This is a genomic window from Candidatus Harpocratesius sp. (genome assembly GCF_054039255.1).
Window position 1 is genome coordinate 22,241 of sequence record NZ_JBPLBG010000030.1, and the last position, 14,000, is coordinate 36,240.

Sequence of the window (14,000 nt, forward strand, 5' to 3'; positions counted from 1 at the left end):
TTTCTCTATCAAGAATAAATTCAAATAACAGGTAGATGGTGAATAAATATCATGAATCAGAAAAAACAACAAAATTCTAAATTCATATTGGTATTAGTCTCGTTTATTTTAATTGGAGGGATTATTTTTAGTTTTCAATTTCATGTAATTTCCCAAACAAATAATCAAAAATCAAATAACACTAAAAATCTTGATAATACAAGCAATTTTCTGAATCAATTACCACAATCTAGCGAATCTACAAATATTTGGATATCATTAAGTCCTATTAATAATTCTCACATCTATCGAGGGGAGAATATTACCTTATCCGGTCATATTTTTTGGTTTAATGCTCCTCAATTGCTTAACCTGACAAATTATCCCGTATTTCCTGTTGTAAATGGGGTTGCATATAATGGTTTAAATGGAAATGCAAATTTAAGTGTTCTTACTGATGCAAATGGTAATTTTACTATTCATTATACAATTCCCCATACTATCGATTATAATACCAATATAACAATTTATGCAAATATCACAGAAGATCCAAGCAATAATATATATGTAGGTCCTGAAACCTTTTTAGATCCCCCTAAAAACATAGATGTTTTAGCCACTTCATTACTTTCAATAACTACTAACATTGTAGATCCAGTTTTGACAAATGATCAATATTCCATATTAATTACATTAACAGATGATAATGCCATACCGTTAAGTGCATCGAATGTTTCTCTTTATAGAAATGGTAATCTTTCAGATGTTTTGCAATCTGGTATTAATATTGATAATACTGGGCAAGTACAATTATCTATAACTCAAGAAGCAGGTTTGTCTAGTTTAGGTGTTTATTATTCTGGTGTCAATTTTACCACCGAAGGTTCTAATAGTTTTTATCAGATTGCTCCATCAAATTATTCTATACCAATACCCCACATTTCAAGTGTTTCAGCAGATCTTGTCGTTACAAATGCTAAAAATTCTTCAGAATCAGGAGTTTATACTGGAGATGATATTCAAATTCAAGCCACTTTATGGTTCAACAATAACACTAATTTACCATTAAATAATCGCCAAATCTCAATTACATTAAATGTGGGGAATCAGACTGCTAATTTAGGGCCTTACCTAACAGATTCAAAAGGTGAAATTCTTCAAACTATAAATCTTGCTTCTAATGGAATAACAGTAAATGGAACATTATCTGTATCAATTTCAGTGTTAAATGGTGGAGAAACTGTTATAGATAGTAGTAGCATTCAAAATAATGGAGTAATCAACATAGCTATTTTTGATGAACCTAATTACGGGGGAAATCTTGCAGCAAATGCAACAATTCAAGCTCCTGCAAAGAACTGGATTGGAATTCTCGTTCCTGTTGGAATAGCCGCTTTGGTCATTGGAGGAATTGTTGTTTTTCAGAGGTATCGTATGGAACAAACTCACCGACGTTCAATTAAACTAAGAAAAATAGATTTAGAAAAATTTGCCATTATGAACTTATTATTCAAAGTAGATCGCCGTAGAGAAGCCATAGCATATTCTTATAAAATATTTGCGGATTTAATTAATGAAAAATATGGATTAATGCGGGAGAAAAATCAAACATTACGTGAATTTGCAATTTTATGTGTGACAAAATATGGTTTAGATCCACTTAGAACTTATCCATATATTGCATTAGTTGAAAATGTAACTTATGGTGCCTACGATCTAACTCCTGAAGAATATGAACGTTCAATGAAAGTTTTTGCAAGAATTTTTCAAGAGATCACTGGAACTGTACTAAATTTTGCCTTGGAAGTAACTCCTGAAACTGAAATGATGGAGGGGGTCACCCTAAAAATAGGTGGAGACTAAAGATATTAAAACATTTAAGTGGAAAAAATTAATACAATACTAATAGGTGTTTATTATGGGAAAAAAAAAGAAAGGTTCAATGGATTTGGGTACTCGCTTAAAAAATATACAACTTTTAGTTGGTACGAAACGAATTAGAGAAGCAATTGCATATCAATACATGATATTTGTGCTTATTTGCACAGCGAAATATCGTGTTCAAAAGCATCCAAGTCAAAGCATTCGTGATTATGCAATGATAATGGTAAAAGATCATGGATTAAACCCAGCTATCGTATATCCATTCGTGCAAGAAGTCGAAAGTGTTATTTATGGAAATAAAACTATTACTGAAGATGTCTATAAACGTACTTTGACTGTATTTGGAAAGGTATTTGAAGAATTAGTAGGGAAACCTTTACCACCTCTATAAGAACTTAAATACCCTTCATTTTTCAAAGATTTAATAGAAACAAATTAAAAAATAAAAAGTTGGAATTTAATTTCCATGATACTGAAATTATTTTTTTCAAATAAAGTGAATGAGTAATTATTTCGAAGAAAATCGAAAAAAAAACAACTAAGGTTAGGAAAAAATGAATTATGGAATTATATTAACTCCTTTTGGGTTAATTATTGTTGGTTTGGGTATTTTAGTAGCATCAATTGGTGCACCTCCTTCAATTTTTGGACCAATGTTTGCAATTGGGATCTTTTTATTATTTGGTGGTTTCGCCCGATTAGTTCAAGGCAAAAATCGAAAAATATTGGGTCAGATTATTCGCCCCAAAGCAGCTGCTAGAAGTTCCATTGTGTGGGCTTTATTATTTTTCAATATTACTCCATTCATATTTATTTCTACAGAGGGATTACAATATCTATTTGGAGGCATGCCATTTCCAATTACGATATTTATGTCAAGTTCTGAGGTGATTAAAAGATATTATGCATGGATACCTGCAGTTTTTGTTACTTTTCATATCATTTGGCTTATTTCTTTCTTTTTATCTGGTAAAATACCGAAAATAATCAATATTATTATGAATTTTGTAATTACCTTATGTTTTTCCTTCTGGATGTCATTTGGATCACAATTTTTACTCTGGACATTTTCTGCAGATAAAACTGGAATTATTTTTATGGAACCGTGGAAATCTGCCACAACCTTAGGTGAACTCATTGCCCCGCTAATTATTGGTAGTTTTATTGTTATTTTCTCGCTTCTCTTTTTAATGCGAATGCTAAAAAACTTACAGATTTCTTTTTCAAACTTAAATACAAAAGGGGGTCGAATAGTCGTAAGTTATGTTTTTCTTATTTTATGTTACATTATCTCGATAATTCCACTAATTTTAGCAATTTATACTGCAATTCAATCTTACAGTCTTATTGTCCAGTATACTAATTACATTAGCATTGTTTTTCTTGCTATTGGGATTTTCAAAGTAGTTACTACTTTAATTAATACAGGAAAAGAAATGGGGAAGAAATTAACTGCATCAGGAACAGTTGAATCTAAAAGTCGCATTTCCTTTGGTGTAACAACTGCGATTTACGTTTTAATATTTATCTTAGCCTGGGCTCCTATATTTATGCCAATTGTTGATCGAGGTCAAAATAGCAAAAGTAATTCGATTTATAATCCAGATTGGAATGGTTGGTCCTCTTTCAGAACTACCTTAGAGAGTAGAGGTTATGAAGTTCGCGCGGTTCAATCTTCAATAAGTACGATTTCGCAACTAGATAGAACAAAACAAGTGATATTAGTTGTTGCTGGGCCAAATGTATTTTATAATCCCGCTTCAGAAATACCTTTTCTGTTAACAGCATTTCAAACTAATTTCTCAATGATGATCTGTGATGATCATGGGACAGCTGGAACATTATTAACAGAGTCTTTTGTTGCTTCCATGGCCAGCACGCGAAATGCGGAAACTGCGACTCCTTTGACATTTTTCCCCAATGGAGTTTTAATAGATAATGCATCTTACTGGGATCAAGCAAATCCAGAATTTCCCGTAATTCAAGATTTTGCACCTCACAGCATTACCACAGGAATTAACAAAGTGGTGTTAGATCATGCTACTGGATTTTTAGGTGGAGAATTTTTATCAGGATTTGGATGGAATTTCTTAGGACAGACCTCTGGTCATTATTCTTTTATTGATGTTGACGGTGATCATAAATATGATCAATCAAAAGATATCTATCCTTTTCCTAGTTCTGTTGCAAATCTCTTGTCTGGTCAATCTGGAACATTAGGATTAATGGGAACTTTCTTACAACAAGGAATTCCTCTTGGTGGTTATGCCCAAGCTGTCTTTAGTTCTAAAGAAGTTGCATTTCAATTGCCAACAATTAATGGTAATGGTACTTTTTCAAGTAGAATATTTGTAGCAACTGATGCATCATGGTTAAATAATCAAATGGTTAGTATTCCAGAGTTTGATAATTTAAAAATGGGTATTCAGACTATAGAATGGCTGGCTTGTGAACGAACACCTGCAGATACAATTGTGGTTTTTGATGAAGCCCATATTGCACCTGATAGTCCCAAATGGAATGTAGGAAGAACGCAACTTTCATCTGCAGCAACTTTTGGTGCAGTTCAAGCATATCTTAATTGGATGTCGACAAATCCCATTTTAGCTCTGGTTTATCCAATTTTTGCATTACAAACTTTCCGAAAATGGATTCCTAAAGAAGGAAATAAGAAGAAATTACAACTGCAGGATTTAGAAGCTTATGAACGTGATCGGATGCGCTTACGATTTCGAACTTCAAGTTTCTTTGCACAAAAAATCAATTGGTATCGACAGAAAAAACGTTATCGAAAAGCAATTTTAGAATTATTCCGTCGTGTTGAACGAAAGGTGAATCGATTACTTGGTGAATCTGGAGATCGCAGTCTAAATGCAGTAATGCGCGCTCTTCATAGAGAACATGGACAATACTATTCGAAAGATGTTTACAATCGAATTGAAAACTTCTTTGAAAAAATGTTTAAAATTAAAGCAGGTAAAGAAAATGTTCGTGATGAGCGCGAATTTGCATTTCTATTCATGGAAATGTCATGGGTAGCAAATAAATTGTAAAATATTAACGAAACATTCAAAATTTTATTTTTTTTTATAATGAAACAAGAAATTTATGAATAAGAAAAATACGTAATAAGTAAAAAAAGTAAAAAAAACTCAATGAAGAAGGTAAATAATATGACAGAAGTATTTGAAGAAGCAGATGTTGGCATTGTTCGAGAAATTGCCCAAGAAGTAATGAGTGAAGTATCAAGAGTCGTTGTTGGTATGGGCGACGTGCTTCAAATGTTATTAATTGGGTTACTAACCAATGGACATGTCCTATTAGAAGGTGTTCCTGGTTTAGCAAAAACAGTCACTGCCAAAACTTTTGCAGAAGCGCTGGGAATTTCATTTAATCGGATTCAATTTACTCCAGATTTACTACCCAGCGATTGTACAGGGAGTATGGTTTTTGATCAATCTAAAGGTGATTTCGTAATTCGAAAAGGACCTTTGTTTGGTAATATCATTCTCGCTGATGAAATTAACCGAACTGCCCCAAAAACTCAAGCTGCGTTGTTAGAAGCTATGGGTGAACGCCAAGTGACAATTGAAGGGAAAACTTATGATTTGGATAAACCATTCATGGTAGTAGCAACACAAAACCCTATCGAGCAAGAAGGAACATATCCATTACCTGAAGCACAATTAGATCGATTTTTATTTAAATTGTGGCTGGATTACCCTCCAGAAGAAGATGAAGTAGAAATTATGGCTCGTCAATTGTCAGGAAATCGAATTATTATTGATCCAGTTACCAGCGCGGAAGAATTAGTAGAATTACAGCGATTGGTTAATACTGTTTATGTAAACAATACAATTCTAGAGTATATTCGTGATATTGTTTTCAAAACAAGAAATGATCCACAGATAGAGGTGGGTTGTGGGCCTCGTGCTAGTTTGGCGCTAATGAAGGCAGCTAAAGCGAGAGCGGCGGTATTGGGGCGTGATTACGTTACGCCTGACGATGTTAAAATGCTTTGCGTTCCAGTTTTAAATCATCGTATAGGATTAAAAGCAGAAGCAGAGCTTGAAGGACTTAGTACAACTGCAGTCATTAATCGAATCTTGAGTGAAGTAGTTGTTCCTATGTAAGAATTATCCACACCACCTTCATTGAGTTTTTTTTTTCATTTAATCTTGATCCATCAACTCATTCGTTGTGAAGGTGCAGAATCTCTTTCTTTTTAAAATAATCAAACATTTTATTCTATTAAATTAAAGAATCTGTAAAGAAATTTAATGACAAAAAGAAAATAAAAAAATACAAGCGTATGAATTATTAATAAATTTTAAATTTAAAATCGTGGAATTTTATTTTTAATAATTAATATTCTAATAGAGAAAATTTCGTCTGTGGTGTTTTTCTGACTCTTTCGGTTTTTGTTCGTTCCTTGATTGCATTCCTTTATTGAAATGCTTTGGATTTTTATATTTTCGAGAATTATTGGATTTTTTAGATCTAAAATACCTTTGTGATTGACTATTACTTTGATTCCTACTAGGTAGTCGTCGCTGGCGCAGATCTTTTTCCATGAATCCTTCAATTCGAGAGAGTAAAGCAAGTTCATCTTGTAATACTAAGGAAATTGCTGTTCCTTTGGCAACGTTTCCATCCTTTCCTATGATTCTAGCTGTTCGACCGATACGATGCACATAATTTTCTTCAAAAGTTGGAATATCATAATTAAATACATGAGAAATTCCTTTGATGTCCAAACCACGAGCTGCAACATCAGTAGCGATTAAATGCTGGATTTGATGAGAGCGAAATCGTCGCAATACTTTTTCCCGTTTAAACTGAGTTAAACTGCCGCTAATCAATTCAAATTGACCATTTATTTTTCGTTCTTGCGAAATTCGATTATATAACCATTCTGCGGTTTTTTTTGTATTGACAAAAATAATAGAGTGCTCTGGGCGCTCTTTTTGGAAAATTCTAACAAAGTGAAAATATTTATCGCGAAATTCAGGTATGAGATAATAGAATTGATCGCATTCTTCAACTGTAAGCGAATCTTCTGAAACATTTATTTTTGTGATATGTTCATTTTTTGTAAATTTTGAAACTAAATGATGAATTGCATGAAAAAGGGTTGCTGAAAATAAAAATAGGCGTGGGTTCACTCCTTGCATTGCTTCAAGGAGTAGATATTCAATATCTGGCATAAAACCCATATCTAAACAACGATCTGCTTCATCCAAAACAACAAACTTAACCATTTTGAATGAAAGCTTGCCTCGATTGTAAATATCAATTAGTCTTCCTGGAGTTGCTACAATAATTTGTGCACCTTTTTCTATTTCTTGAATTTGACGATTAATTGATACTCCTCCATAAACTTGAACTGTAATAATTGTGGAATATCTACTTAATTGGTTGATTACTTGGCTAACTTGCACACACAATTCGCGAGTTGGAACGATTACTACTGCTTGGACCTGTTTTATTTTACGATCAAGTAATTGAACAATTGGAATAGCAAATGCCAGAGTTTTTCCCGATCCTGTTTTAGCCTGAGCAATAACATGTGAACGAGGGTCTGTTAGAATTTTTGGAATAGCTTGTGCTTGAATTTCTGTTGGTGTTTCGATATTCATTGATGTTAATCCATCAAGAAGTTGAGGTATAAGATTCATATTTGAGAAGTTCATGATAATTACCTAAAATGCGTAAAAAATCTCCCTAAACCTTAACTAAGATGATAGGGGATTATTTCTCTTGTTTTTGGTCATTCTTTTAATTTTTTTAAAATTGATTAAATTAGTTCATATATATTACTAAAGGGTTGAAATACTTTATTATTAGTGTATTTTCTAATTATAAGTTTTATTTGATTTATTTTAGTGATGAAATAGATGAATACATTTCATTATATTTCTAAAATAACTTTAACTTTCGAGATCTTTAATATCTATTTCTATGCAACCTTTTTATCTATTAATTAAATTAATCTAAGCTTAATAATATAGAATAGCTAAAGAACTTAGTCACTATTCCAATTCATATCCATAATCAAATTTAGATATATTATACATTGCATTTTTGGGCCAATCGATCTTAAAATCGAAGTTTTTTATTATCTATTAATGCATTTAAGTGGGCGAAGCGTGAAGTTATTTAAGTTACATTAACCTATCTTACGTTATACGTATATGATCAAATTTATAGGTTAAGTCAAGCAACAATCATACATTCATATAATCATATACGAAAGAATTCCTAATAAGAGGATGAATAAACCGTGCTGGGTGGGAAAGGTCGTTCGTTAATAATTTTAGCCGCATTTTTGATTTCAGCAGGATTAAGTTTTCATAATCATTTCTTAATTCTCTGCGGAGCATTTTTCTTATTTGCAACTTTAATTTCAATGCCTGCATTCGAATCATCCATGAATGTCGAAGAATTACAAGTTACTCGTGAAATTGATAACAAACGTGTCTTTAGGGATGATTTCATGCATGTTAAAGTCCGTATCGTTAATACAGGTGGCACTCGATTCGATTTCTTAGATATTTTTGACAATTTTCCCACTGAAGCATTTCGCTTAGTTGCAGGTGAAAATTACATCAGTACCCGAATTGATCCAAAAAGTACAGTTGTATTTTCTTATATTCTTGCACCTCGAGTACGTGGTGAGTTTGATCTTGGACCTTTAGAAATTACAGTTCGTGACCGATTAGGTTTCAGTGCAGTTGAAAAAACGGTTCCGAATTCATTTACAGAAATTGTGATTTATCCTCCATATGAAGAAATTCGTGCTCTTGAATTATTGGGTGCCAAACGAGCTATGGCTATGTCATTTGGTGTCCATCAAGTGAAACAAAAAGGAACTGGAACAGAACTTCGAAATTTACGACAGTATGTCCCTGGTGATCAGTATCGATTGATCGACTGGAAAGCAAGTATGCGACTTCAAAAATTAATTGTTCGCGAGTTTGAAAGTGAACGTAATGTTTCTACTATTATATTAATCGATTCAAGTGAATCAATGGGTGGAGGCGCAGTAGATGCCACTAAATTTGAATATGCTATTAAATCAGGTATGTTATTAGCAAAGTTAGCTATGGAACAAAAAGATCAGGTTGGGGTATGCACTTTTTCTGATCGCCAGCATTTTCGCTGGTTAGCACCTTCTCAGAAACGCTCTCATTATTATGATATAATTACATTTTTAGGAGAAATAAGTCCAAAGGGCGCTAAAGAAATCTTCTGGAGTATGGAAGAATTTAGTAGGAATTTCGACAAACGTAGTTTAGTTTTTCTTATTACAGATTTAGAAGTAGCAGGGGTTGATATTATCGCAGCAGTGCGGAAATTAAAATCTTATGGTCATGCTGTGGTTGTAGTGGCACCATTCAGTCCTTGGTTTGAAATTCATGAATTAGAATTATCATATATTGATAAAGCTTTAGCTGAAGCAATTTCCGAAGAAATGATGTTACATGTGTTACAAGTGCGGAAAGATTGCCAAAAATTATTGGTTCCAGTGATTTCGGTGGCACCAGATGATATGTTCGATGTTATTGTAAATCAATACCAAAATGCAAAACAGAAAGGAAAGGCAGATTAATCTTTACAGAAATGAAAATGGAGGAAAAAAACATGGCAGAACGCAATTATCTTTTATTAACTCTTCGAGTCAGTAGTGTAGCATTACTGGCATTATTGTTGACAGTATTGTCTCATATCTATAATCCAGAAATTTATAATGTTATCAATGTACTCAGTATTATTGGGATGTTAAGAGACATTTTCGCCTTTTTATTATATATTCTTTTATTTTATTTGATGTCTGGTTTATATTTTGTTGGATTGGGAATTTTGACTCTTTTTAAGCTTAATTCTTCTTTTTATAGTACTTTAAGTTTTAATATTTTCCAAAATTTAGTGGGAAGATGGTTTAAATTTACTTTCGTTGATTCATCTATATCTACAACATCACCAACAGTTGAACAAGCAACACAAGGATTAAGCGATCTTTTTGCTGCAATTTCCAGTGATCTTTATTTTATCGGACTTCAAATTCTTGTTATTGCCATGTTTTATTATGCACTTCGAGGTGCAATAACCAGCAATCCTGGTGACAGTGTAAAAGTAATATTATTTTTGAACGCAGTAATTGCTATTCCTCTATTTATCCTACAATTAGTATCTCTATTACAACTATTTGATATTCAAGTCACATCTTTGCCCGAATGGTTTCAAAATATTGTAAATCATGATTTACTCTATAGCGGAATATTTTTAGATATTTCTCAACTGTCATTGTGGGAATTTCTTAGCACTGATATATTTATAGTTGGAGTGTTAGAATTTGCTTATTTGGAATTTGTATTTCAATTAGCTTATGTGGATAAAGTAACTCGACCATCAATAGAGCGCGAAGAAAGATTAAATCATCAAATTGAAGTAATGCACATTGAAGCCCAGAAAGCAATTGCACGAATAAAGGCGATTGAAGAAAGAAAACGAGAGTTAAAAATGGAAGCTCGAGCAAGTCTTTCTGAAGAAGAACGAGAACGACAAAAACAAGAAAAGGAACGCTTATCGCTTCATTCTTTAATGTCTGAATCAGGAGAGCAGGTTGGTTTTTCATATGTTGCTGAATTAATTCGTAAAAAGAAAGCTGAACGGGAAGAAGCAAAAATAATGGGTGCTATGCGTGATACTCGAAAAATTGCAAACTATTTAGATAAACTTTTCAAACAAGATCCTGAAGCTAAAGCAGCGTTAACCGCTTCTTCTTCAGCCCCAAAATCATCCCGTTTGGTGTTTTCTACTGTGGTTAATATGTTTGTTCGTATAGTAATTATTACAGCTATGGCATGGGCAAGTGTCCATCCTTACCAATTCTTTAACCTAATTGGTGCTCCAGATTCAATTTTGAAAAGTGTAGAATTGCAAATATATGAAGGATCATGGTCTATTATCATTCCTTTAGTATTATTAATCCCATTAATCTCATATATTATCCGCATTACGAAGAATGCTAAATTAGAAGAAATTTTAAGATTAGAAGCTATTCGACGGGCTGGATTAACAGAAGAAGAATATGAAGCTTTACAATCTCAGCGAGAACAACAACTAAGCGAAGAAGAAGTTCAATTAGCTCGCGATAAAGATGCAATGGCAGATCAAGCAAAAAAAGCCGCAATTTAATTTAATCAATAAGTTAGTTATTTTTTTTATTAATTTTTTTAATTTGTTCTCGTAATTCCAAATAAATTGAATAAATTTCTTCTACTTCATTTCTACATCGAGTAGCAATTATATCAAAATCTCCATCATCAAATTTTATCCAAACATCACTTCCCGCAGGTTTATTAAATGAAGATTCATGAATATGAAGTTTACGACTGACTTCGCGCTGCGTTTTTGGATATAAAACATGCTCATTTGGAAATAAAAAGCTAGCTGTATTACTTAAATCAATTACTTTTGTATTTAAGAAAGTTTGAAATAATTGATCAAAAGGTGCAATTTTATGCAACATACCTTTTAAAAATAATACAGGCAAATCAATTCGAGAAATTGAAAAACCACATGTAATAATATCACGAATTCGTTTTTGAATAATCACATCATGGTTTTTTTGTCGAAAATTCCATTCAGTTTGAAAAATATTATAAATTTTCTCAATAACTTTTTTTTCATTTTCTAAATTCCATAGCCAAATTTCTTCTGATTTTAGTATTTCTGCATTTTTTAAAGAAGTATGAAGAAAATACCCTCCCAAGAGTAAATGACCATCTTTGAGAGGATTGAATTTAAATGTTCCTTTCGTTAGGGGATTATTTCTATCATTTGGAGGAACATAGAATTCTAAATCAAAAAAGAGCATATATACAGAAGTGAATTTGGCTTTATAGAATTTTATTTTTATGAATTATTTCTGCAATTTCTTGAATGATAGCCAGATCTGGATGAATTGGAAGTTGAAATGGTTCAACTGTCAGAGACATGGCTTTTGAGGGTAACTGGGCTTTAATTCGTAATTTATTATAAAACTCTTGAAGTAATTTTGGGAGGAACATAACATCAGCCAAATTATAGACAATTAATGTATTTAAATAATTTTTTTTACCTGATTTTTTATATTTTTTCCATAGAATTATTGCACTTTCACCTGATATTCCTACTAAATTAGCACGTGAAAGGTGAAATTGACTCTCGATCTCTTTTAAACCACCATGAAAATGCAATCGACGACTAAGTGGGAATAGATCAAAATGTATGGGTGGAATTATTGTTTCCATTTCAAATTTTTCCTTAAATTCCCTTAGAATAAAAGGAACATCGGCGCGTTCGCCATCAAACGTACAAAAAGCAGAAAATTGTTGAAGATAAGGTGGAAATTCCAATAAATTCTGGTCTTTTACAAAATATTTTGGAGTTTTTCCGTCAAATGTAGCAATAGTGGTAATATTGTCTTCATTCAGATCTAAACCGGTCATTTCAACATCGAAAAAGAGAATATCGCCCCATAAATCAGGAATCATCCGCCATTGATATTCTTCTGGAATTTGATTGGCTAAAAAAATAAAATTATGTTCTTCTAATGCAGTTTGGCATTTAATAATTTCTTTTCGGCTTTTCACCCAAATTTTCTTTGTAAAATGGGGATGCGTGCTGGTATGTGCAATCATTTCTCTCCAGTTCTTAATATGTGTTTGCCACAGTCGAATTTCGCCCTTTCTCCTAATTCCAGGAAGATGCGCAAAAGTACAGTCAATCATTTAGATACCTTTCAAACATAAATTCTTAAAATTTTTAGTATATAGAAAAATGGGTGATTGAGATATTTCAAGCTTTATATGTGAGTATTTTATTTTATTATAATAGTAATTAAAAATATCATATTTATGGGAATGAGTGAATATTTCGGTTAATAAAGAGCAAAAGAGATATATCGTTGATGCTATGTTTGGAAAATTTGGGCGATTTCTACGATTACTGGGATTTGATACTGAAATTGCCGATTCTCAATGGAATGATTCATATCTCCTAAAGATTGCTCTAGAAACACAACGAATTTTGATAACTCGGGATTTTCAACTGTATCAACGATGTAACCCCGTTTCATCAAAAAATTATTCAAAAACCTTACCGTATGGGGTTTATTTCGATGTTGAAACCGTGGTTGACTTTCTTACCTGCTTTTTTAAAACTTTTGATATAAAACCAGAAAAATATTTATGGGATGCACATGATTCGCAAGAGATGATAGAAGTTTCAAACAATTCTGAAGATATTTCGTTAAATATTAAAATTCCATTCAAACCACGTTGTACCAAATGCAATTCTTCCTTGAAATCGATTTCAGAACAAGAAGCTAAAACTCAAATTTTTGAAGGAACATCTAGATATTTTCATAATTACTGGCAATGTTCTAATCCAAATTGTAAGAAAATATATTGGATTGGTAAGCATTGGATGGATATACTCCGAACACTTAAGAAAGTCGCCATTCAGTGCGAATAAGTTTAGTAATCCTTCTTTTTCGAAAAAAAATTTATAGATGATGTATTAAAAAAAAATAAGAATGAATTCAAAAAATAAATCTAATTTTACTTTAGAAGAAAGGCTTTTTATTCAACGTTGGAAATTTCGTTTGAATGAGCAAGAAGTACCTCGATCGGAATGGGCGACAATTATTCAGCAAGAATTATATCAATGGAAGAAAAACCAACGAAAATTGAGAAACCAAAATTCTGGTTTCAGAAAATGGCTTTTTAGAGTTAAAAGGAATTTTCAAAAAATCCTCTTAAAATTACTAATGAAGAAGCAATTTCAAAGCAATATTGCTAGCAACGATACCATTCTCGACACAATATTGGAAAATATGGAAAAAGTGGAAAATATGGATAACGCAGAAAATAGTGCTTTTATTAATGATTCTTTTAATATCGTTAAAGAAGGATTGCGTGCAGACAATCCGAATTCAAATAGAAATGTATCATCTTCGTTACTGGGAAAGAATTCAACATACATTACTTCAGATCAACAAAAGAGAGTGAAAAAACAAGAAGTTTTTTTTGATTTCGATGATGATTAAATATTTCAATTTCTTAAAAAAAAAAATTAAAAATACTTCA

At 32.1% G+C, this 14,000-nt stretch carries 11 protein-coding genes; 8 read left to right on the forward strand and 3 right to left on the reverse strand.

From position 1 onward, the window contains the following. Positions 1-51: 51 nt before the first annotated feature. From ACXLDF_RS05820 to ACXLDF_RS05835, 4 genes are all read left to right on the forward strand, one after another. Positions 52-1,842 (forward strand): hypothetical protein, encoded by a 1,791-nt coding sequence (locus tag ACXLDF_RS05820; RefSeq protein ID WP_457557556.1) that lies wholly within the window; start codon positions 52-54, stop codon positions 1,840-1,842. Positions 1,843-1,897: 55 nt separating this feature from the next. After that, a complete protein-coding gene (locus tag ACXLDF_RS05825) occupies positions 1,898-2,254 on the forward strand; it encodes a DUF4129 domain-containing protein (protein WP_457557557.1) in 357 nt (118 codons plus the stop codon). Between the two features lie 163 nt (positions 2,255-2,417). Next, positions 2,418-4,916, forward strand: a complete 2,499-nt coding sequence (locus tag ACXLDF_RS05830; RefSeq protein WP_457557558.1) for a hypothetical protein — start codon at positions 2,418-2,420, stop codon at positions 4,914-4,916. Between the two features lie 120 nt (positions 4,917-5,036). Further along, on the forward strand, positions 5,037-5,996 hold the full coding sequence (locus ACXLDF_RS05835; protein ID WP_457557559.1) for an AAA family ATPase: 960 nt from the start codon (positions 5,037-5,039) through the stop codon (positions 5,994-5,996). A gap of 240 nt (positions 5,997-6,236) precedes the next feature. Here the strand turns inward: ACXLDF_RS05835 and ACXLDF_RS05840 are convergent, their stop codons facing one another. Then, entirely contained in the window at positions 6,237-7,556 is a 1,320-nt protein-coding gene (locus ACXLDF_RS05840; RefSeq protein WP_457557560.1) for a DEAD/DEAH box helicase, read from the reverse strand. 590 nt (positions 7,557-8,146) lie between these two features. Between ACXLDF_RS05840 and ACXLDF_RS05845 the strand changes: the two genes are divergently transcribed. Together ACXLDF_RS05845 and ACXLDF_RS05850 are read left to right on the forward strand one after the other, a co-directional pair. Beyond that, positions 8,147-9,475 carry a DUF58 domain-containing protein gene (locus tag ACXLDF_RS05845; RefSeq protein WP_457557561.1) on the forward strand — a complete coding sequence of 443 codons (1,329 nt, stop codon included), beginning with the start codon at positions 8,147-8,149 and terminating at the stop codon, positions 9,473-9,475. A 32-nt stretch (positions 9,476-9,507) separates the two neighbouring features. After that, positions 9,508-11,064 (forward strand): hypothetical protein, encoded by a 1,557-nt coding sequence (locus tag ACXLDF_RS05850; RefSeq protein WP_457557562.1) that lies wholly within the window; start codon positions 9,508-9,510, stop codon positions 11,062-11,064. A 13-nt stretch (positions 11,065-11,077) separates the two neighbouring features. On the opposite strand, the gene ACXLDF_RS05855 is transcribed toward ACXLDF_RS05850, so the two are convergent. Beyond that, complete coding sequence (locus ACXLDF_RS05855) at positions 11,078-11,746, reverse strand: hypothetical protein (protein ID WP_457557563.1); 669 nt, start codon at positions 11,744-11,746, stop codon at positions 11,078-11,080. 22 nt (positions 11,747-11,768) lie between these two features. Beyond that, positions 11,769-12,641: a ribonuclease H-like domain-containing protein gene (locus tag ACXLDF_RS05860; RefSeq protein WP_457557564.1), complete on the reverse strand. Its 873-nt coding sequence runs from the start codon at positions 12,639-12,641 to the stop codon at positions 11,769-11,771. A 136-nt stretch (positions 12,642-12,777) separates the two neighbouring features. Between ACXLDF_RS05860 and ACXLDF_RS05865 the strand changes: the two genes are divergently transcribed. After that, positions 12,778-13,386, forward strand: a complete 609-nt coding sequence (locus ACXLDF_RS05865) for a Mut7-C RNAse domain-containing protein (protein ID WP_457557565.1) — start codon at positions 12,778-12,780, stop codon at positions 13,384-13,386. A 61-nt stretch (positions 13,387-13,447) separates the two neighbouring features. After that, entirely contained in the window at positions 13,448-13,960 is a 513-nt protein-coding gene (locus ACXLDF_RS05870) for a hypothetical protein (protein ID WP_457557566.1), read from the forward strand. Positions 13,961-14,000: the final 40 nt, after the last annotated feature.